Here is a 21,399-nt window from a genome sequence, read left to right as displayed (position 1 = left end):
GCGGATTATGGCTGAACTCTTGACGTTGGCACGCCCATACGCTAAAGCAGCATTTGCTTACTCTTCTGAGCAAGGTGCAACTGACGCTTGGTCAAATGCATTAACTTTGCTCAGTGCTGCGGTGCAAGACGAAGCATTTTCAGCTTACTTAAATCGCCCTGAGCTTACTCCTGCAGAGCAGGTAAGTGTTTTTGCTAAAGTTTTAGGTGAAGATCAAACCGCAGCAGTGTCAAACTTTTTGACATTGCTTGCTGAAAATGACCGTTTGACTCTTCTTCCTGAAATTGAAACAGAATACGAACAGCTCAAATCACAGAATAACAACACTGTGGATGTTGTGATTGAATCAGCATTCCCATTGTCTTCTACACAAGAACAACTACTTGCAGATGCGTTGAAAAAACGCTTTAACGCTGCGGTAAATGTTTCTGTAGAAGTTAAACCAGAATTAATTGCTGGTGTAGTTATTCGTGCAGGCGACCAAGTGATAGATGATTCTGCGCTTAACAAGCTTGAAAAAATGCGGACTCGTCTTCTTGCGTAATTATTTATAAAAAATTACTGCGTAAAAGAAGACTGAACTTTAAAAAGATTGAGGTATAGCGCAATGCAACAACTGAATCCATCCGAGATCAGTGCGCTCATTAAACAGCGTATCGGCGATCTGGACACCAGCGCGACCGCTAAGAACGAAGGGACCATTGTTATGGTTTCCGACGGTATTGTGCGTATTCACGGCCTTGCTGATGCAATGTACGGTGAAATGATCGAATTCGACGGCGGCTTATTTGGTATGGCACTGAACCTAGAACAGGATTCAGTGGGTGCCGTTGTCTTAGGTAACTACTTAAGCCTTCAAGAAGGTCAAAAAGCGCGTTGCACAGGTCGTGTATTAGAAGTTCCGGTTGGTCCAGAACTTTTAGGCCGTGTAGTAGATGCTTTGGGTAACCCGATTGATGGTAAAGGCCCTATTGATGCAAAACTTACTGATGCTGTTGAAAAAGTAGCACCAGGTGTAATTTGGCGTCAATCAGTGGATGAACCTGTACAAACTGGTTATAAATCAGTAGATACAATGATCCCTGTAGGCCGTGGTCAACGTGAGTTGATCATTGGTGACCGTCAAACTGGTAAAACAGCAATGGCGATCGATGCGATCATCGCTCAGAAAAACTCTGGCATTAAATGTGTATACGTAGCTATTGGTCAAAAACAATCGACTATTGCTAACGTAGTACGCAAGCTTGAAGAAACTGGCGCTATGGCGTACACAACTGTTGTAGCTGCAGCTGCAGCTGATCCTGCAGCAATGCAGTATCTAGCTCCTTATGCTGGCTGTACAATGGGTGAGTACTTCCGTGACCGCGGTGAAGACGCGCTTATCATTTATGATGACTTGTCTAAACAAGCTGTTGCTTACCGTCAAATTTCATTGCTTTTACGTCGTCCACCAGGTCGTGAAGCATATCCTGGTGACGTATTCTATTTACACAGCCGTTTACTTGAACGTGCTTCTCGTGTATCTGCTGACTACGTTGAGAAATTCACTAATGGTGAAGTTAAAGGCCAAACTGGTTCATTAACTGCATTGCCGATTATTGAAACTCAAGCCGGTGACGTATCTGCATTCGTACCAACCAACGTAATTTCGATTACTGATGGTCAGATCTTCCTTGAAACATCATTGTTCAACGCAGGTATCCGTCCTGCTGTGAACGCGGGTATCTCTGTATCTCGTGTTGGTGGTTCTGCTCAAACCAAGATCATCAAGAAATTGTCTGGTGGTATCCGTACCGCTTTGGCGCAATATCGTGAATTGGCAGCGTTTGCTCAGTTCGCTTCTGACCTTGACGAAGCAACTCGTAAGCAACTTGAACATGGTCAACGTGTAACTGAGTTAATGAAGCAAAAACAATATGCTCCTTACTCAATTGCTGACCAGGCTGTTTCAATTTATGCATCTAACGAAGGCTACATGGCTGACGTTGAAGTGAAGAAAATCGTTGCATTTGATGCTGCGTTAATTGCTTACTTCCGTTCAGAACACGCTGCAGTAATGCAAAAAATTGACGAGACTGGTGCTTGGGACAAAGATATCGAAGCTGAATTCAAAGCTGGTATTGAAAAGTTCAAAGCGACTCAAACTTACTAATTTAGCAACTTGCTAGATTAGTGTTGGTTTGGTTCACGGAATCAACCTTCGAGGGCTCGAAAGAGCCTTCGAATACTAGGTTAAGCGTATGGCAAATTTAAAAGAAATTCGCGCCAAAGTAGCTAGTATCAAAAGCACGCAGAAAATTACTCGCGCGATGCAGATGGTAGCAGCTTCTAAGATGCGTCGTGCGCAAGAGCGCATGGCTCAAGGCCGTCCGTATGCCGAAAATATGCACCGTGTAATTGCTCATTTGGTCCAAGCGAATCCTGAATACAAACACCGTTATATGGTTGAACGCCCAGTTAAGCGCGTTGGCTATATCATTGTGTCATCAGATCGCGGCCTTGCTGGTGGTTTGAACATTAACCTGTTCAAGAAAGTGGTTAAACACGTCCAACAGCAACAAGAGCAGTCAATTGAAGTTCAATTTGCTTTAATTGGTCAAAAAGCGGTTTCGTTTTTTAAAAACTACGGCGGTAAAGTGCTTGGTGCAACTACAAACGTAGGTGATGCGCCAAGTCTTGAACAGTTAACTGGTTCTGTACAGGTGATGTTGGACGCTTACGATAAAGGCGAGTTAGATCGTATTTATCTGGTGTCAAACGGCTTTGTCAATGCCATGACTCAAAACCAAAAGATCGAACAGCTCGTTCCTTTAGCAGCTGCTGAAGAAAGCGAAGGTCTGAACCGTCAATACGGTTGGGACTATATCTATGAACCAGAAGCTGAAGAGCTTTTAAATGGTTTATTGGTTCGTTACATCGAGTCTATGGTTTATCAAGGCGTGATTGAAAACATCGCGTGTGAACAGTCTGCGCGTATGGTTGCAATGAAAGCTGCAACGGATAACGCGGGTGAGCTGATCAAGAGCCTACAACTTATTTATAACAAGCTGCGTCAAGCCGCGATTACTCAGGAAATTTCTGAGATCGTTGGTGGTGCCGCTGCCGTTTAACATTATTAGTTTGAATTGAGGAGACAGCAATGAGTAGCGGTCGTATCATTCAGATCATCGGCGCGGTTATCGACGTCGAGTTTGAACGTAACAGCGTTCCTAAGATCTATGACGCTCTCCACGTTGATGGCACTGAAACTACATTAGAAGTTCAGCAACAACTTGGTGATGGCGTAGTTCGTACTATTGCAATGGGTTCTACTGAAGGCCTTAAGCGTGGTTTGAACGTAACTAACACTGGCGCGCCTATCTCTGTACCTGTAGGTACTGCATGTTTAGGTCGTATCATGGACGTTCTTGGTCGCCCTATCGACGAAGCTGGTCCAGTTGCCACTGAAGAACGTTTGCCGATTCACCGTCAAGCACCTTCTTATGCTGAACAAGCAGCATCTACTGACCTTTTAGAAACTGGTATTAAAGTCATTGACTTACTTTGCCCGTTCGCTAAAGGTGGTAAAGTTGGTCTGTTCGGTGGTGCCGGTGTTGGTAAAACTGTAAACATGATGGAGTTGATCAACAACATCGCTAAAGCGCACTCAGGTTTATCTGTGTTTGCTGGTGTTGGTGAGCGTACCCGTGAAGGTAACGACTTCTATCACGAGATGAAAGACTCTAACGTACTTGACAAAGTAGCGATGGTTTACGGTCAGATGAACGAGCCACCGGGTAACCGTTTACGCGTAGCGTTGACTGGTTTGACCATGGCTGAGTACTTCCGTGACGAGAAAGACGAAAACGGTAAAGGCCGTGACGTACTATTGTTCGTAGACAACATCTACCGTTATACACTGGCAGGTACTGAAGTATCAGCACTTCTAGGTCGTATGCCATCTGCAGTAGGTTACCAACCGACTCTTGCAGAAGAGATGGGTGTTCTTCAAGAACGTATTACATCGACTAAGTCTGGTTCTATTACGTCAATCCAAGCGGTATACGTACCTGCCGATGACTTAACAGATCCATCGCCTGCTACTACCTTCGCTCACTTGGACGCAACTGTAGTATTGAGCCGTGACATCGCATCTTCTGGTATTTACCCAGCGATCGATCCACTTGACTCTACTTCACGTCAGTTAGATCCATTAGTTGTGGGTGCTGAGCATTACGAAATTGCTCGTTCAGTTCAAAACGTTCTTCAACGTTATAAAGAATTGAAAGACATCATCGCGATTCTTGGTATGGACGAATTGGCTGAAGAAGACAAACTTACTGTATACCGTGCACGTAAGATCCAACGTTTCTTCTCTCAACCGTTCCACGTAGCTGAAGTGTTTACTGGTGCTCCTGGTAAACTTGTACCGCTTAAAGAAACAATTCGTGGCTTTAAAGGTCTTCTAGCTGGTGAATACGATCACATCCCAGAACAAGCGTTCTATATGGTTGGTGGTATTGACGAAGTGATTGCTAAAGCCGAGAAACTTTAATTAGCTACCTAATTTAGGAGATTCTCATGGCGACTATGCAATGTGACGTTGTAAGTGTTAAAGAGTCTTTGTACTCAGGCACTGTAACTATGCTAATTGCTAAAGGTGCTGGCGGTGAGTTGGGTATTATGCCTGGCCATGCTCCGTTAGTAACTTTACTCAAGCCGGGCGCAATCCGCGTTCTGCTTGAAAATGGTACAGAAGAGTTAATCTATGTATCTGGTGGTGTACTTGAAGTTCAACCGCATGTTGTTACAGTACTTGCAGACACTGCAGTACGCGCTGACAACCTTGATGAAGCAGCAATTATTGAAGCTCGTAAACAAGCTGAACAATTGCTAGCAAATCAAAAGAGCGACTTGGACTCTGCTGCTGCGCTTGCTGCTCTTGCAGAAACTGCTGCTCAGCTGGAAACCATCCGCAAAATCAAAAACCGCGCTCAATAAGACACGGTTCGAGATTGAAAAACCACCCGAAAGGGTGGTTTTTTTATTTTTAAATTCTTTTTACCTCCCCAAGAGATTATTCCTGCTTAAAAAGCAGAGTGAATTTTCTATATTTAATTCTATTTTTCTTTAAAGAAAGCCTGTCTGAGCTGAGCTAACAACATATCACTCACTTTGTCATCTTGTGTCTTAATCAGTTGCTTCAATTTTTCAGCTTTGGGTGTATCCTCCGGAACGATAATTTCTTCTCCAGATTGGTCAGCATATGAAATAGGTTGCGGGTTTGCTGTGGCTAGATTGGATGAAGCGGGATATTCAACATGCCAAAGCTGAGTTGAAAGCGCCATGATGTATTTATATTCATCCGTATCTGGCTGAAAACGTTTATACAGTTGCAAATCTTGTAATGCTTCTAAACGATCATCTGTGTCAGTGGAGGAAGGACTTTGCCCTTCGACAATGATTGGGTGAATTTCATGTTGCATCAAATGGTAGTCAAGCCAGTCACCAAGCAGGTTGTGGTCAATATCTGCAACATAATCGCTGTTTTGTTGGACCAATTGTTGTAGCCGTTGCAATACGCTCATTTCTTGTTGTTGAAGTGCGTAACGTGCTTCAGTGTCCAGTTGTTCCAATTCTTTCATGGGCAAATCTAAAAAACGTTGTTGCTGTTCAAAAGCATCAACAATATTGCTTTGATGGAGATTATTCCATTGCTGCAAGGCGTGAATTTCCAGCTGTTGAATTTCTTTAAATGCTTTGCTTTTGTAGTGACTGAGCTTAATACGCTGAATATTTTGTTGATTCAATTCAATTCGTTGTTTGATATATTCAACATAAGGACCAGTTTGCTTTGGGCTGACCGGTTGGATCACATCAACCAATAACAACTGCTGTTGTTGATTATGTTTGAGCCAGTCTTGAATCAGTTGAACATCTTTTATAGGGTGAGAAAAAAATTGATTTAAGCGTGGCATAGCTTTTTCAGGCATGATGAAATGCAACACGCCATACGCCATGATTGCTAAACAGACCACCACAAGAATAATTTTTTTCATATTATAAAATATTTTTTGTGTTTGCTATTTGTACATATTATAGGAAAAATGAGAAGTGGATAATGTTTTTTATAAAAACATCAATTGTATAGAGGGAAAATAGAACACAGAGCACTGTTCTATTTTTAACTTAAAATTTCATTCGATCTTACTTCCAGCTTATATCTCTACCTTTTTAGATTACCCATGCGCATGTTTTTACTTTAGGAAAATTGGCTTTTGCCGGGTTATTTCAAGCCAAACAATTTCTATTTCATTTTAACAGTGCAAAAATAATATCTAAAGTTGCATAGGTTATAAGCAGGTATTGGGTATAGATTAAAAGTATCTACTTTGAACGCTTATGGTTTTAGATGAACCTTATCGAACATGAACCGCACTTTTGGGAACTTTACCAAGAAGATATTTATTATTACCTTGGTATTGCAGTGGATATGAGCTCGGTCGTATCCTGCTGGGACTTGGTTTTAACGCAAGATGAAATTCTGGATTATAAACAGTACGGTCGAAAGAGTATTGAGGAACTGACAAAGTCGATGGTTGCTTCTGCATATAAGGGTGATTTTTCTGCTATGGAAAGCCGTCTAGCCTCATCTAAAGAAAAACAAGCGATGCAGGCTGCTTTTAAACAATGGCGTGTACAGTAAAATCTATGAGTCGGTAAGAATGAACCTCATCGCTAAGATGAAAAATCACCTTTAATAATTATGTTTACTCTCTATAAATCTTAGTAAAAATCTGAGTTAAATGCGACATGTCTAGTTCTTATCCGTTGCCCGAATCCCGACTTTAGCAAGATCGGCTATCCCTTGCTGTTATTTATAGTCTTACCAGGGATTTTTTTCAAATCGGCTTCAAACTAAGAAACAATTATTTTAGAGCCGGCCCCCCCCTTGTACTGCTGAACGGCAAGCACATCTAAAGTGATCAAATCCGATACAAATCCACTCATTTTGATGATTTATTGTTCGATATAGTAGAGCTGTGGCTCCTCTAACAAGAGTCTTCTCAGTATGCATAATATGGAGAACATCAATATGGCGAATACAATGAAAGCCGCGGTGGTTACGGCATTTAACCAGCCGCTGCAAATACAAGAGCTGGAAATTCCGAAAATCAGTCCGGGCAAAGTACTGGTGAAAATTATTGCAACAGGTGTTTGTCATACCGATCTGCATGCCATGCATGGGGATTGGCCGGTAAAACCGACTTTACCTTTTGTTCCAGGACATGAAGGCGTGGGTGAAGTCATTGAGGTCGGTGAGGGTGTAGAGCATTTAAAGGTGGGTGATATTGTCGGTGTTCCGTGGCTGTATTCTGCATGTGGTCATTGCGATCATTGCTATGCTGGCTGGGAAACCTTGTGCAAGAAACAGCAAAATTCGGGTTATTCAGTGAATGGCAGTTTTGCTGAATATTGCCTGGCAGATGGTGACTACGTCGGCGTGATTCCTGAAGGTGTCGATTTGCTGGAAATTGCTCCGATTTTATGTGCTGGCGTGACAGTCTATAAAGGTTTGAAAATGACTGAGGCCAAAACCGGGGACTGGGTCGCCATTTCCGGAATTGGCGGTCTAGGTCATGTGGCAATTCAGTATGCCAAGACCATGGGCTTTAATGTGGTGGCAATTGATGTAGATGATTCTAAACTGGAATTGGCCAAAAACTTGGGTGCCGATGTGACCATTAATGCCCTGAAAGTGGATGTCAAGGAAGAAGTCATGAAAGCCACGGGTGAGGGTTGTCACGGTGTTTTGGTGACTGCGGTATCGCCAAAGGCATTTGAACAGGCTGTGGCGATTGTTCGTCGTGGTGGCACTATGGTTTTAAACGGTTTGCCAGCGGGAACCTTTGACTTGTCGATTTTTAATATGGTGCTGGAAGGGATTACCGTGCGCGGCTCGATTGTCGGAACGCGTCTGGACTTGAAAGAAGCACTGGATATTGCAGCGCGCGGCAAGGTCAAGGCGCATATCCATGTAGAACCGCTTGAGAATATTAACGATATTTTTGAGCGTATGGAGCAGGGTAAAATTGATGGCCGTATCGTGATTGATATGAGACTTTAATCTTCAATTTAAACAGACCAATTCTGCGGGACCGCTGAATTGGTCTTTATTTTTAGAGGCTTTATCTACAGGGGGATTAACTTTCCTGATCTGATTCACTTGGACCTGAATCATGCTGACCTTCAGGAATCATCATCCCGGCCAGTTTAATCATTTCCGTCTGGATAGTACCCATTTGTTGTTCAATTTTCTTGAAATCGACCTGAGTCAAGTCGAGCTCGCCATTTAAAAACGGGGTAGCTAGTACTTGCTGATTAGCCTGCATCACATTTTGACGAATAGAATCAATTTCCTGACTTTTCAGGTTCAAGCTGCTGAGTGCCTGATCAAAACCTTTTAACTGGGCTTTTAAGGATTCTGCAGTGCTTTGTAATTGCTGCTGATCATGATTGGAAACAGCCGCTTCTAAATCCGATTGGCTCTGTTTGAGCTGTTCAATATAGTCACCGGTTTTCAATTGCATATCGGCAACATCGCGGACAATATAAAACATGTTTCCGCTTTTCAGTTCCGTTTTATTAGCTGAGGCTTCTGTAGCTGACGGGGTAGAGACCTGTTCGGAGACTTCGCTGGATGTTTCATTTTCAGTTGAATCCGGTGTACTGGCTTGTTCACAACCGATCAGCAAAAGGCCCGCACTAAACATCACAAAAGGAGAAACCGCATTTTGGATGAATTTTTTCATATCTCTTTCATTTCAGCTTCAATCAATACATCACAATATAGGGACAGAATGTGGAGAAAAAACTAATTGTTGCAAAGTGATAACAAATATTTTGAATATAAGCGCTTGAGTTATTAAAAAAGAGCGCTGCAGCGCTCTTAACTTTACATAACCTGAGTTCGATGAAATCCACTTAACCTTTTAGCATATTTTGGAAAGTTGGCTTATTGGGGTTCAAACAATAAGCCACTACAGCAGCCATGATATTCACCATGAAGTTATTTACCGAACGATGACGTGAATGTTCAAGTTGATGTAAATTTTTTAATTGATCATTCACTGTTTCGATCAATCCTCTTCTGCAAAGTAATTGTTTTTCTTCTTCAGTTTGGATGGGTTTATTTTTCATATTCCGACGTGATGGGGTCAATATTTTCAGTCCTCTTGCTGCTAAAGCTTCGGCTTTTGCTTTGCTCAAATAGCCTTTGTCTCCGAGTAGGATCCCTTTTAATTCTTGAGTTAAAGATTCTAATATAGCAACATCATGAACATTTCCCGATGTCAGCTTGAGATTAATAATTTCACCTAAATTATTGATAACGAGATGTAATTTAAAACCATAAAACCAACCCGTACTACTTTTTCCACGACCGGCCAAGCCTTTAAATACACGATGCCTTTTAATCCGAAGATTATGGCAAACTACCAATTTAGTGGAGTCAATGATACTGATTCCCGTATCTTTTCCTTTCACCTGATGGAAGAAACTACTCAGAGCTTGCAAACAACGGGGCATGATTTCAATAAATCGGTTGTAGCTAAGCAGTTTAGGAAAAGCAGATTTCCAGAATGGAACGATCATTTGGCAATAAAAATATTTGAAGAATCTAAAACCGGATTGATGAAATAAAATGACAATGGTCATTGCTTCAGACAAGCTTAAAGCTGACTTTTTCAACCTGGTTTTTTGATTAGAAATTAAAGCTTTCTCTAAAGATTCATTAAATTTTTTGCAGAAATCATCCAAAATACAAAATAATTCGGTAATATGATCCATTGAGAAGCCTTGTTTTATAACATTTTGTCTTGAGAACCAATATGTTACAAAAACAGGGCTTTTTTTCTACTCTTTTTTTATATCGAACTCAGGTTACATAAATGACTAAGCTCAATTTGTCATAATTTTCACAATACTGTGATTGAGCGTGTTAATCAGTACATAGTCGCCATTGACGCGAATCCAGCGCTGGTTTTTGCCCGGTTTACTCAGATTTTTATAACGCTTATGATCAATTGCATAGCCTTTACCATAATAATGTGAAGGCAGGGCTTGACCGGCTTTCCAGTCGCGGGATGGTTTTAAAACCCGATCTTGTATGACTTCATGATGACGCTGTCCAGCGTGCTGTTGGCCATGTGTGTCACCCGGATGCATATTTTGGGCATGGCTGTTATTTTCATGGGCATGAGCAGGTGGCGCGGCGATTGCTGCAGGTGCTGCCAGCACGGCAGTGGTTAAAGCAAAGAGTCCAGCATGTACTAGTTTTTTCATGGGTTTACCTATATTAAAAATAGCTGTCAGCCGATATTTTTATTTCACCTCTAAGTTAAAGAGAAAACGTGAATAATCTATTGTATAAATGTAATTTGCTGCCTGCTCTGAAGCATGAATGGCATGCAACTCTCTGAATTCCTGCCTTGATTTGAATCTGCTAATTTCTGTGGACAACCAGCTCCGATGTCCCTTTGCTGGCTGATCGGGAATTTTCAAAGTGCTAGGGCAATCGGCTTTCATTATCCGTCAGTAGTGTGTTTTGTCTGGTGATGATTTGGACTGGCATCTCATTCATGCGGCAGGTTGTTGCACCGATATGATAATAAAAACCGGGGGTAGAAATAGCCTGACGTTCGCCAGGTTTTGGCCATTTTTAACAGATTTCATGTCTGGACAGTTTTTTGAAAGTTAAAATGATTAGAGAAAAATAAAGCCGACTTCAGCCTGAATTAAACACGCTGAACCGGCCGGTTTAGAGCATACTTTTATTTGGCAAGTTCAGCATTAATCGCATCAACAATACGCGGATCATCGGCTGTGATGTCTGGTGCAAAGCGGGCCACCACTTCCCCTTTTTTATTGATCAGGAATTTTTCAAAGTTCCATAACACTTCAGGCGGCTCATTTGGAGTCAGGCCATAATCGACCAGATCTTTCCACCAAGGTCCTTCGCCAATACGTTCAGGAATGGCCTGAGTCAGGGTTTGATAAAGCGGATGCTTATCTTCACCTGCTACGGAAATTTTAGAAAATAGCGGAAAATCCACCTGATAATTTAAAGAACAAAATTCCTGGATTTCTGCATCAGAACCCGGTTCCTGAGCCAGGAAATTATTGGCAGGAAAACCTAAAATTTCCAGTCCTTGGTCTTTCTTTTCTTTATACAGTTTTTCTAAGCCTTCATATTGCGGGGTTAAACCGCATTTAGAGGCGACATTCACCAACAGCAATACTTTGCCTGCATATTGATTTAAGGTGATGTCCTGTCCGGCAATGGTCTTGACCGGAATATCATAAACAGATTGGCTCATGAGAAAGTCCTTGAATATTTGAATGTGAATGACTGCTTTGTTTTAAAGCTTATTGTGTCGATCGACAAGTTTTTATTGAGATCTGGATGGTAATCTTTCATGCAGGGTAAATAAAAACAGGCCAATCGACCTGTTTTTATCATGCAATGCATTATTGTGCGGTTTTGACTTTGTTTTCCAGAGCCTGCATGTCGGCGACCAGTTCTTTTTGCAATTGCGTTGCCTGGTCTCGCAGTTCAGCAATTTTTTTCATATCCGGTTTTTCGGCAATACTTTCTTCAGCAAGTTCGATACCCAGATTATTGGATTCTTTAATTTTGCCACGTACTTTGTCTAGCTCGGTACTTTTCAGGGCTAAAGCATCCAGATCCCGGTTAAAGTTCGCAATATAGGTTTTCATTTCTGCAATGATCGTATTTAGTGCGGCTTTATCATTTTTTTGCGCAGCCTGGTTGGCTTTATTTTGCAAGTCTAAAGCCTCTTTGGAGCGATTTTGGGAGAGGGTCTGGATTTCAATTAAATCATTTTTAATATCTTTGATATTGTTTGTACTCAGTGCTGCGGTTGCAGGTTGTGTACTTGCAGGGGAAGCGCTGGTAGCTGCTGACGATGCGGGTGCTTCATTTGATTTTTTATCACAGGCTGTTAATGCCAGAGTGGCAACACAGAGTGAAGCCAGTAAGGGTGTTTTCATATCGCATCCTTATAGATCCAATGACAACATCAGACCTAACTATTTAAAAAATATTAAAGACGTTAAGAAATATATGCTAGAGACTCCCTTTAATAGAGTGCTGTCATCAAAATGGCATAGGAGTTTAGCCCGTGACTAGGGCATTTTTGTTGTTAAGCTGCTGCAAATTGCAAAGTAGTTATTTAAGTTCATGTAAGTATTAGATATCACGCAGTTGTGCAGGTGTTTGTTCGGTATAGCGTTTAAAAAACTCAATAAAGCTGGAACTGTGCTGATAACCCAGCTCATAGGCCAATTTTTTCACTGTCTTGCCTTGGCGAATTTGAGAGATTGCATATAAAATTTTAGCCCGATTGCGCCATTCCGATAAGCTCAATTGTAATTCTTGCTGGCTCAAGCGCAGTAAATGTCGTTCGCTCATAGGCGAGCCGCTGAGAAGTTGCTGCAAACTCTTGTGAAAGAGCTGTGGATTGGCCAATTGCTGTAATAGCGGCTTAAGCAAAACATGGTTGGTTTGCGGTAAATAGTGATCATATGCCGCTGCAGTTTTTAGTTGATCCTTCACTACCAGTAATAAATGCTGATAATGTAGTGTAGTTATACCCTGCTGTTTTTGCTCTAAGATTTCATGCACCAAATGCCGAAGAAAGGGGCGAATACTTAAGGTTTTGGTGCAAGGTGCAAAATGCTGACATAAGTAAGGATGTACTCGAATACAGACATAGTGGGTGATTTTTTCATCTAGTGCGATAGAGGTATGTGCTGTTTGTGGAGGGAGCCACAGACCATAATTCGGTGGTGACAGATAAATTTGTCCTTCAATTTCATATTCCAAAATACCATTCAAACTAAAATTGAAATCACCCCATAATGAACTGTGTGGCGCAATAATTTCATCTTTCTGATAAAAGAATTCATCCACTTCTATATAGTTTTGAATCTGCTGGAGCATGTGAATGTCCTTGATCTTTATGTATGCGTACTTTCATGCCTGAAAGATATTGGGTGTCATTTCAATCGTCACAACCCAATGCTTCAGTGTCCTGAGCGCAGTATTAATGTCTGAAATTCGATATTATAATTATTTCAGACTTCAGTAAAAATAAAAACTGAACATTCAAGCATGGTATAGGGCATGACACAGCAACACAAAACAGTCTGGTGGGCATTTGTTTTGCCATTACTTGCAGTTTTAATCTGGTCGATGAACATTACCGTAACCCGTTATGTGGCGGACTATATTTCTCCGGTTAGCATCAGTTTCTATCGCTGGCTGGTGGCTTTTATCGTCTTAACCCCGTTTATGCTGGGCAAGGTCTGGCGTGAAAGTCAGCTAGTTTTGGCACACTGGAAGCAGCTCGCCGTTCTTGGTGCTTTTGGTATGGTGCTGTATCAAGGGTTGGGCTATAGCGCAGCGCATTATACCACTGCGACTAACATGGGCATTATCAATGCCTTTATTCCGGTATTTACCATTTTTGTGTCCATGCTCATGCTTAAGGACATGCCTAACCGTTTTGCTGTTGTAGGCAGCATGCTGTCTTTTGCCGGTTTGCTTTATGTCATGGCTCAGGGGAATTTGACCCATCTGCTGCAATCTGGTGGACATCCGGGCGATATCATGATGGTACTGGCAGTATTTTTTTATGCGTTTTATGGCGTTTTCCTGAAAAAATGGCAACTGCAGATTCCCTTGCTGATCAGTCTTTATGTTCAGATTATTTTTGCCCTGCTTTACCATTTGCCCTTCGTTTTATACTTGGGGCTGGATGCAATTGATCAACACAATGTAAGCAGTGTGCTGTATGCCGGTATTTTCCCATCTTTGATTGCACCCTTGGTCTGGATGTTGGCGGTACAGATGATCGGACCGAATCGCACCAGTATTTTTATGAATTTAATGCCGGTCTGTACGGCCATTATTGCCAATCTGTGGTTAGGTGAAGCATGGACCGTGTATCACAGCATCGGTGGTCTGGTCATTTTATTGGGTATTTTATTGGCTCAAAAGAAAGATCGGGTAGTAACAACAGCAAAATTAAATGCATAAACGTAAAAATAACAGATTAAAAAACAGACAAATAAACTGGTTTTATCATTAATTTTTATGGAAATAAAGTCTGAGTCGTAGTTTTAAAAAAGTATTTAAAATGGATATTTAGCTAAAAGATAATTAAAAAATAGTGAGATAATTTAAATTATTAATAAAAAGTGATAAATATTTGATAGTTTTTAGCTGTCTTTTAAGATAAATAATATATTTGTATAAAGAAATTAATTATTACATAATATTTATATCGTGAATGTTTAAGTTATTCTTAACAATCTTTAAACCTTCACAACCAGATTTACATACCCTCTGGATGTGATTTATGCACATCCTTTTTATGCTCAACCATCCCTATATGGTTGAGCTTTTTTTTGCCTGAAAATAATATTCAGCCCGTATTATATCAAAGTGATCCGCATTAAGCGCGGATCACTTCACCTGTTTCAGCATCCACAATACGGCTAGGTTCTTTGCTTAAACCTAAATCGCCATTTAAATAATCTACTTGGCTGGAAAAATATTGGCTGGCTTCCTGAAGGGAGCGGGCAGGGTTTTTTCCAGCAGGATTGGCACTGGTCGAGACAATAAAACCGTTAAAGGCATTGCACAGTGCGACACATAAGGGATGGGTAGTGACCCGTACCGCTACTTTGGGATGGTTGCCTTTAATCCATGCCGGAATATGATCGCCTGCGGGTAACAGCCAAGTGGTTGCACGTTCGGTCGGAGAGCGATGACTCCATGAATCAATGACCTGTTGGCGCATTTCCGCAGTCAGCGGTTTTAACAGATGTTCTACCTGTGCAATTTGTGCTGCCAGGAGAATTACCCCTTTTTCAATGGGACGTTGCTTTAAACGTAGAATTTCCAGGAACGCTTGTTCGTTAAAAGGATCACAGCCTAAGCCCCAAACTGCCTCTGTGGGATATGCTAAAACATGTCCCTGTTTTAAACATTGAGCAGCTTCGGCAACAGAGGTGCTAATCATCAGACCTTTCTCTTCAAATTGATTAAAGCGCTATTGTGAACCTTATTTGCCTGGACGACAACGTAGATATATGCCAGCTTGTTGGGTGCACAAGCCAAGTAATTCCAGTTCCATCAATTGACTGGTCAGGGTGGCAATGTCTAACTGCAGTTGAATGACCAGCTCATCCAGAAGTTGCCCGACCCAGTCCAGCTGATTGTACAAAACGCTTAAATGCGCTGGCAGTTCGGGTTGGGTATCCAAAGGGGCAAGTTTGCTGGCCTGTTCGCTGTGCTGTTGAGTATGCCATTGTGTCGGCAGGGCTAGATCTTCAATCAACTGTTCAGGATGATCGACTAAAATGGCACCTTCACGAATCAGTTGATGGCAACCTTGATGATGCTCGCTATAAATATGTCCTGGAATGGCAAAGATCAATTTGCCTTGTTCTGCTGCCCATTTTGCCGTGATTAAAGAGCCGCTTTTCAGTGCAGCTTCTGCAACAATGACCCCGAGGCTTAAGGCACTGACAATGCGGTTGCGCCGTGGAAAATGTTGCTGTAAAGGAGGGGTTCCAGGCAAGAACTCGGTGATTACCGTACCGGCCTGAGCAAGAATCTGCTGTCGCAACGGATGATTTTGACTGGGATAGGTCAGGTCTAGGCCTGTACCCATCACGGCAATGGTGCGATTGTGCTGCAAAGCACCCTGATGAGCGGCTTCATCAATGCCTTGTGCCAAGCCACTGCTGATATAAAAGCCTTTTTCACTGAGATAATAAGCAAAGTCATAGGCCACCTGGCGTCCGTGATTGCTGGGTTTACGGCTACCGACAATGGCAATTTGCGGTTGTAACAGGGCTTGGACATTGCCCTGACCAAACAGGATCGGCGGCCTATCGGCATAGGGCAGTAGTTGCTGCGGGTAGTATGCATCATCCTGCAACAGTACAAAATCACTCTGTTTTTGAATCAGATCAATACAATGTTGAAATTGCCGCTGTGATTCAGGAAGGTGAAAATCTCGCAGCCGCTGAATATGATTTTTGTGAATGCCAAGTTTTTGCCAGGTTTCAATTTGGTCAGGCTGTGTTGCTTTGGCCAGATGGGTATAGTGTTGATTGATTTTATAAAAGCTGGTCAGTGAGTGTTGTACCAGAAACCATACGCGAATGTAATCCAGCTGCAAGGAATTTAATGAACTGAGCATAATGAGACCTTTAAAGATGTCTTCTTTTTATTGTTTAAATTATTGTTTAAAAAATAAGGCTGAATCTCAGCCTTATTTTATTTTGATTGAAGGATTATTCATCCATCAGAGGTGGCTGGATGCCAGCACCCACTTTAATTGGCAATTCGCTATCCAGTACATAGGCATAACTCAGGTTATCAAAGCTCTTGAATACCATGATGTTACCAATGCGCTGTCCAGGGAGTTGAATACGCTCTTTGGTTTTCGGGTCAGTCACGACTTCGCCTTTCTGGCTCACCGTCAATACATGTCCAGCTTGAACGCCTTGCAAACTACCACGGTCAATCGTCACCACACTGTGTTTTGCAGCAGTGCCAATTGATCCCATCACGCGAACCACTTGGCCACCGGCAGCTACATCTTCTGCATTGGTTGGGTAGAACAAGGTTGGAAGCATTGGATCATATTCGGGCAGTACACGGTCACCACGACGAACTTCAGCATTATAGGTATCTGTCAGTTCAAGCGTAGTAATGTCATTTTCACCACGGATGGCAATGCCAGATGCCACCTGAATCAATTCAAGACCGGCATTGTATTTTTTGCCTTTTGCATCGGTAAACATATACGGTTCACCTTCACGGTAAACTGCATAGCGTTGGCCCACTTCCAGACCATTACCGCGTGCATAAACGGTTTGACCTTTAGCCGCCAGAACACGTTGATCCGCCGTGCCTAAAATGTATGGCGTACCTGTGATGGATTCAGGTGCAACAATGGTGCTGCGTTCTAACCACTGCTTGATGTGTTCCAGCGGAATGACTGGAATGGCATTGTTTAATGATTCTACCCGAACCTGAGGTTGTAACTTAGTGCCACCGGTATAACGACGGATAATCCCTTCACAGCCATCACCTTCATCTTTACCAATAATTGGTTTGCCGTTATAGGTACACATGAGCAGGCGGTCGCCCGGGAAAATCCAGTGTGGGTTTTTCACATGTTTATTGCTGGCCCAGATTTCAGGCCAACGTACTGGATTCTTCAAAAATCTTTTGGAAATATCCCATAAAGTATCGCCTTTTTTTACCACATAAACTTGTGGTGCTCCGGCTTTTAATGCAGGTGGATTGATATTACGGGCAGGTGCTGCTTCAGCAATGCTGACCATGCCAGCCCCAACACTTACACATACGGCAAGTGCCAACAATTGTTTTTTAAACCCCAAGGCACTAAAAGTTGGCATGCCCTTCAAAACCTTTTTCATTATCATAATTCCTAAAATTATGTATGTAGTTGCGTTATAATAACGATATTACACACATTTTTTTGATGAAGCATTCCTTCATTTTGTTTTTTGATCAATGGCATAAGTGAGGACACCGTATGGCCTTATTACCTATTTTAAGTTTCCCGGATCCCCGTCTGCGTACCATTGCTAAACCAGTCGAAGAAGTTACTGATGAAATTCGTCAGCTCGTAGCCGATATGCTTGAAACCATGTATGAAGCCCCAGGTATCGGTTTGGCTGCTACACAGGTGGATCGTCATATTCAGCTGATTGTCATGGATTTATCTGAAAATAAAGATCAACCCATGGTCTTTATTAACCCCAAAGTTACGCCATTAACTGAAGAAACTCAGCCTTATGAAGAAGGCTGTCTGTCAGTGCCCCAAATATACGATAAAGTTGAGCGTCCGTCACGTGTAAAAATCGAGGCAATTAACCTTGAGGGTCAATCATTTGAGCTGGAAGCAGACGAACTTCTCGCTGTTTGTATTCAACATGAAATGGATCACTTAAATGGTAAATTATTTGTCGATTATTTATCGCCTTTAAAACGTCAACGTGCACGTGAAAAAGTGGAAAAAGTAGTGCGTCAGCGCCAAAAAGAAAAAGTCGCGGTGAAACGCTAATCCATACAATTTCCGGATTAAATAGTTTAAAAAAAAGCCCAATTTAAATTGGGCTTTGTTATACTGGCCGCCGACAAATTTTAGGATTTGCCTGTGCTTTTTCGTAGTGGTCTACTGCTATCTTGTATAGCCGTATTTTTACAGATTGCTGTGTTTTTACAGCCTTTGCTGCCGAAGCAATATCAGATTGCTCCGGTCTGTGAAACCATTACGCGTGCATTATTGCAAAAACCTGCTTCATCGTACATTTCCGCATCCACACATGTACATCATCAGTTGCATCAAGATCATCAACAGCAGCCTGTAGAACATGGCCATCATGATGCTGATCATCAATGTCAGTATTGTACCGTCTACGGTAATTTGGTTTTGCCTCCTGAACTGGAGGTCAAAGAAGTTTTAGACCGTATTCAAGTACGCTTATTGGCATTCCAGAAGACTTTTAGTCATGTCTGGTTTGTTTTACAGCGACTCTTTCTTCTTCCTCAAGGGCGAGCCCCGCCAATATTCGCTTAAACCATGTTTTATACGCCGGGTCTTCACTGACTTAGGCACAGTTATATTTATGATTTAAGTGAGATTGAAAATGGCTCAGCCAAAATTCTTTTTACAGCCACTTGCGGCTGCGATTTGTGTTGCCGGTTATTCAGCGGCTGTATTTGCCGAGCAACAAACGACTACTGTTCAAACCTTAGCGCCGATTGTGGTAACTGCTCATCAGGGCAATGATGCCAATGGTTTGATTGTGCATGCCGATCCCAAACAGCCGATCCAGCCGATTCCGGCGACAGATGGTGCAGATTATCTGCAAAGTATTGTCGGTTTTAGTTCAGTCAATAGCGGTGCTGGAACCAATGGGGATGTCACCTTCCGTGGTATGTTTGGTTCACGGATTAAAATTTTGACCGATGGTACGGAAAACCTCGGGGCATGCCCAAGTCGTATGGATTCACCGACGTCGTATATTTCCCCGGAAAGCTATGACCGGATCTCGGTGATTAAAGGACCGCAGACGGTGCAATATGCCAATACCGGTTCGGCTGCGACGGTTATTTTTGAGCGTGGTCCGGAAACAGAATTAACGGCTGAAAAAAATTATCGTGGTCAGGCCAGTGTGCTGCTCGGTTCTTATGGTCGTCTGGATCAGAATGTGGAAACGGCAATCGGCGATGAAAAAAAATATATCCGCCTGAATACCAATCGTTCTGTGTCGGATAGTTATAAAGATGGTGATGGCACCACTGTTCCATCGGATTGGGAACGCTGGAATGCCGATGTCGCATTGGGTTGGACACCGGACGAAAATACATGGATCGAACTGAGTGGGGGAAAAGCCGACGGTGAAGTGGTGTATGCAGGCCGTGATATGGATGGCTCTAAATTTGCCCGGGAAAGTCTAGGCTTGCGATTTGAGAAAAAGAATATCAATGATGTGATTAAAAAAGTTGAAGGGCAAATCAATTACAACTTTAACGATCATGTCATGGATAACTATAGCTTACGAGACGTTCCTGCGGCTGATAAATCCATGAATGTTACGCGCCGTACGCTGAATACCCGTCTTGCAATGACCACTGAATGGGACAAGTTTCAACTCGTATCAGGTGTGGATTCACAGCAAAACCATCATGCCGGTGGGATGAGTTCTGCCATGATGAATATGCCCGTGAAGACAGATATGAAGTTTAATTCCTATGGGGCATTTGGTGAACTAAGTTATCAGATGACTGAACAACATAAGTTGGTCGGTGGTGCGCGCGTTGATGATGTTAGTGTGGAAAAACTTGCAAAAGGGGTGAAGCGGACTGAGACCATACCAAGTGCTTTTTTGCGCTTAGAAAGCCAGCATCCAGATCATAATACCAAAAGCTATCTTGGTCTTGGCTATGTTGAACGCATGCCGGATTATTGGGAACTTTTTAGAACTGATTATGAAGGTACGATGCATACCTTCAAACGCTTAGATACTGAAAAAACCTTACAATTGGACTTAGGTTATCAGCATCAGCATGGTGCATTAAATACTTGGGCTTCAGCTTATGCCGGGCTAATCAATGATTTTATCTTGATGACTTATGATCCAACCAAGATGACCAGTATGATGGCCAATGCAGCAGATTCACGTAATGTGGATGCAACCATTGCTGGTGCAGAAGCGGGTATTGGTTATCAGTTTACCGATGCAATTCAGGCGGATGTGAGTGCAATGTATGCGTGGGGGGAAAATACCACAGACAATACACCATTACCACAGATAGCACCTTTAGAGGCACGTATCAACTTACGTTATATTCAAGACAACTATACTCTGGGTGCATTATGGAGAATAGTGGATGATCAAAGCCGTATCAGCCAGAATCAAGGCAATATTGTCGGTAAGGACTTTAAGGAAAGCGCAGGTTTTGCCACTTTATCCCTAAATGGAACTTATCATTTACGAGATGGTGTTGATTTGTCAGTCGGTATTGATAACGTGCTTGATAAAACCTATACCGAGCATCTAAATAAAGCGGGCAGTGCTGGCTTTGGTTTTGATAGTGATGAACAGTTTAACAATATTGGACGTAACTATTGGGCACGGGTGAGTATGAAGTTCTAATTTGTCTTTAAATTAGGCAAAAAGCAGGAGTATTCTCCTGCTTTTTTGGTTTTTTATTTTATAAAATTTATATTTTTCATAATCTTATGTTGAGGTGATATTTCTAAATAAAATAATGAATATTTTTATTTAAATAATTTAATTATATAAAACATATACTTATTTATTTTATGGTTTATAAAATAGACACCCGATTCAACTGCTTTAAAAAAGGAGTTGCATTGGATAAGGGATGGTGTAGAATGCACATCCATCGGCGGTGATGAAGATTAAAACTTCTGATAAAACAGCAACTTAGCGCGAAGTGTTGAGATTTGGTTTTAGAAAGAAAGTTTAAAATAATTTGAATTACTGATTGACACTGAGAATATCTAGTGTAATATAGCCGACCTAGCTTGCTGGTGACGAATCAGTAAGAAGATCATTAAGAGATTATGAAGAACAACTTGTGTGGATTTTTACTGGTTGATTGATCGAAATTATTTTCATTGATTGATGGTAGAAATTACTCGAAGTTTATTTGAGAAATATTTGTCAGAAAATTGATGAGCCAAGATTGGTAGCCATAAGCTACTACTGATTTTAAACTGAAGAGTTTGATCATGGCTCAGATTGAACGCTGGC

Annotated in this window: 21 protein-coding genes; 11 read left to right on the top strand and 10 right to left on the bottom strand. The window is 41.9% G+C overall.

Annotated features, from left to right (window positions below; all coding sequences use genetic code 11):
* Positions 1-7 precede the first annotated feature (7 nt).
* The 5 genes from B9T38_RS09855 (at position 8) to B9T38_RS09835 (ending at position 4,980) form a co-directional block, all read left to right on the top strand.
* Positions 8-544, top strand: a complete 537-nt coding sequence (locus B9T38_RS09855) for a F0F1 ATP synthase subunit delta (protein ID WP_086196640.1) — start codon at positions 8-10, stop codon at positions 542-544.
* A 63-nt stretch (positions 545-607) separates the two neighbouring features.
* Positions 608-2,152, top strand: coding sequence for a F0F1 ATP synthase subunit alpha (gene atpA, locus B9T38_RS09850; protein ID WP_086196639.1), 1,545 nt, complete (start codon positions 608-610; stop codon positions 2,150-2,152).
* 88 nt (positions 2,153-2,240) lie between these two features.
* Positions 2,241-3,110, top strand: a complete 870-nt coding sequence (gene atpG, locus B9T38_RS09845) for a F0F1 ATP synthase subunit gamma (protein ID WP_086196638.1) — start codon at positions 2,241-2,243, stop codon at positions 3,108-3,110.
* A 29-nt stretch (positions 3,111-3,139) separates the two neighbouring features.
* On the top strand, positions 3,140-4,534 hold the full coding sequence (atpD, locus tag B9T38_RS09840; RefSeq protein ID WP_086196637.1) for a F0F1 ATP synthase subunit beta: 1,395 nt from the start codon (positions 3,140-3,142) through the stop codon (positions 4,532-4,534).
* 26 nt (positions 4,535-4,560) lie between these two features.
* Positions 4,561-4,980 carry a F0F1 ATP synthase subunit epsilon gene (locus B9T38_RS09835; RefSeq protein WP_086196636.1) on the top strand — a complete coding sequence of 140 codons (420 nt, stop codon included), beginning with the start codon at positions 4,561-4,563 and terminating at the stop codon, positions 4,978-4,980.
* Between the two features lie 119 nt (positions 4,981-5,099).
* Here the strand turns inward: B9T38_RS09835 and B9T38_RS09830 are convergent, their stop codons facing one another.
* Positions 5,100-6,038, bottom strand: a complete 939-nt coding sequence (locus B9T38_RS09830; RefSeq protein WP_086196635.1) for a hypothetical protein — start codon at positions 6,036-6,038, stop codon at positions 5,100-5,102.
* Between the two features lie 353 nt (positions 6,039-6,391).
* Here B9T38_RS09830 and B9T38_RS09825 point away from each other — a divergent pair, with 353 nt between their 5' ends.
* Both B9T38_RS09825 and adhP read left to right on the top strand, forming a co-directional pair.
* On the top strand, positions 6,392-6,685 hold the full coding sequence (locus tag B9T38_RS09825) for a hypothetical protein (RefSeq protein ID WP_086196634.1): 294 nt from the start codon (positions 6,392-6,394) through the stop codon (positions 6,683-6,685).
* 390 nt (positions 6,686-7,075) lie between these two features.
* Positions 7,076-8,107, top strand: coding sequence for an alcohol dehydrogenase AdhP (gene adhP / locus B9T38_RS09820; RefSeq protein ID WP_086196633.1), 1,032 nt, complete (start codon positions 7,076-7,078; stop codon positions 8,105-8,107).
* 76 nt (positions 8,108-8,183) lie between these two features.
* On the opposite strand, the gene B9T38_RS09815 is transcribed toward adhP, so the two are convergent.
* From B9T38_RS09815 to B9T38_RS09790, 6 genes are all read right to left on the bottom strand, one after another.
* On the bottom strand, positions 8,184-8,792 hold the full coding sequence (locus B9T38_RS09815) for a PM1805 family lipoprotein (RefSeq protein WP_086196632.1): 609 nt from the start codon (positions 8,790-8,792) through the stop codon (positions 8,184-8,186).
* A gap of 172 nt (positions 8,793-8,964) precedes the next feature.
* A complete protein-coding gene (locus B9T38_RS09810; RefSeq protein WP_004679438.1) occupies positions 8,965-9,828 on the bottom strand; it encodes an IS982 family transposase in 864 nt (287 codons plus the stop codon).
* Between the two features lie 111 nt (positions 9,829-9,939).
* Positions 9,940-10,323: an RcnB family protein gene (locus B9T38_RS09805; RefSeq protein ID WP_086196631.1), complete on the bottom strand. Its 384-nt coding sequence runs from the start codon at positions 10,321-10,323 to the stop codon at positions 9,940-9,942.
* Between the two features lie 488 nt (positions 10,324-10,811).
* Positions 10,812-11,357, bottom strand: coding sequence for a glutathione peroxidase (locus B9T38_RS09800; protein ID WP_086196630.1), 546 nt, complete (start codon positions 11,355-11,357; stop codon positions 10,812-10,814).
* 151 nt (positions 11,358-11,508) lie between these two features.
* On the bottom strand, positions 11,509-12,051 hold the full coding sequence (locus tag B9T38_RS09795) for a PM1805 family lipoprotein (protein ID WP_086196629.1): 543 nt from the start codon (positions 12,049-12,051) through the stop codon (positions 11,509-11,511).
* Positions 12,052-12,250: 199 nt separating this feature from the next.
* On the bottom strand, positions 12,251-13,003 hold the full coding sequence (locus B9T38_RS09790; RefSeq protein ID WP_086196628.1) for an AraC family transcriptional regulator: 753 nt from the start codon (positions 13,001-13,003) through the stop codon (positions 12,251-12,253).
* 183 nt (positions 13,004-13,186) lie between these two features.
* Here B9T38_RS09790 and B9T38_RS09785 point away from each other — a divergent pair, with 183 nt between their 5' ends.
* A complete protein-coding gene (locus tag B9T38_RS09785; protein ID WP_086196627.1) occupies positions 13,187-14,101 on the top strand; it encodes a DMT family transporter in 915 nt (304 codons plus the stop codon).
* Positions 14,102-14,519: 418 nt separating this feature from the next.
* Here the strand turns inward: B9T38_RS09785 and tsaC are convergent, their stop codons facing one another.
* The 3 genes from tsaC to B9T38_RS09770 form a co-directional block, all read right to left on the bottom strand.
* Positions 14,520-15,089: an L-threonylcarbamoyladenylate synthase type 1 TsaC gene (gene tsaC / locus B9T38_RS09780; RefSeq protein WP_086196626.1), complete on the bottom strand. Its 570-nt coding sequence runs from the start codon at positions 15,087-15,089 to the stop codon at positions 14,520-14,522.
* A 42-nt stretch (positions 15,090-15,131) separates the two neighbouring features.
* Positions 15,132-16,277 carry a DNA-processing protein DprA gene (gene dprA, locus B9T38_RS09775; RefSeq protein WP_086196625.1) on the bottom strand — a complete coding sequence of 382 codons (1,146 nt, stop codon included), beginning with the start codon at positions 16,275-16,277 and terminating at the stop codon, positions 15,132-15,134.
* Positions 16,278-16,371: 94 nt separating this feature from the next.
* Positions 16,372-17,526, bottom strand: coding sequence for a LysM peptidoglycan-binding domain-containing protein (locus B9T38_RS09770; protein ID WP_086196624.1), 1,155 nt, complete (start codon positions 17,524-17,526; stop codon positions 16,372-16,374).
* Between the two features lie 119 nt (positions 17,527-17,645).
* Here B9T38_RS09770 and def point away from each other — a divergent pair, with 119 nt between their 5' ends.
* The 3 genes from def (at position 17,646) to B9T38_RS09755 (ending at position 20,775) form a co-directional block, all read left to right on the top strand.
* Complete coding sequence (gene def / locus B9T38_RS09765; protein WP_086196623.1) at positions 17,646-18,176, top strand: peptide deformylase; 531 nt, start codon at positions 17,646-17,648, stop codon at positions 18,174-18,176.
* Positions 18,177-18,269: 93 nt separating this feature from the next.
* Positions 18,270-18,692 (top strand): DUF2946 family protein, encoded by a 423-nt coding sequence (locus B9T38_RS09760; protein ID WP_086196622.1) that lies wholly within the window; start codon positions 18,270-18,272, stop codon positions 18,690-18,692.
* 70 nt (positions 18,693-18,762) lie between these two features.
* Positions 18,763-20,775 (top strand): TonB-dependent copper receptor, encoded by a 2,013-nt coding sequence (locus B9T38_RS09755; RefSeq protein WP_086196621.1) that lies wholly within the window; start codon positions 18,763-18,765, stop codon positions 20,773-20,775.
* Positions 20,776-21,399: the final 624 nt, after the last annotated feature.

The sequence above is a fragment of the Acinetobacter sp. ANC 4218 genome (assembly GCF_002135245.1).
GTDB lineage: Bacteria > Pseudomonadota > Gammaproteobacteria > Pseudomonadales > Moraxellaceae > Acinetobacter.
This window is presented reverse-complemented; position numbering and strand designations above follow the sequence as displayed.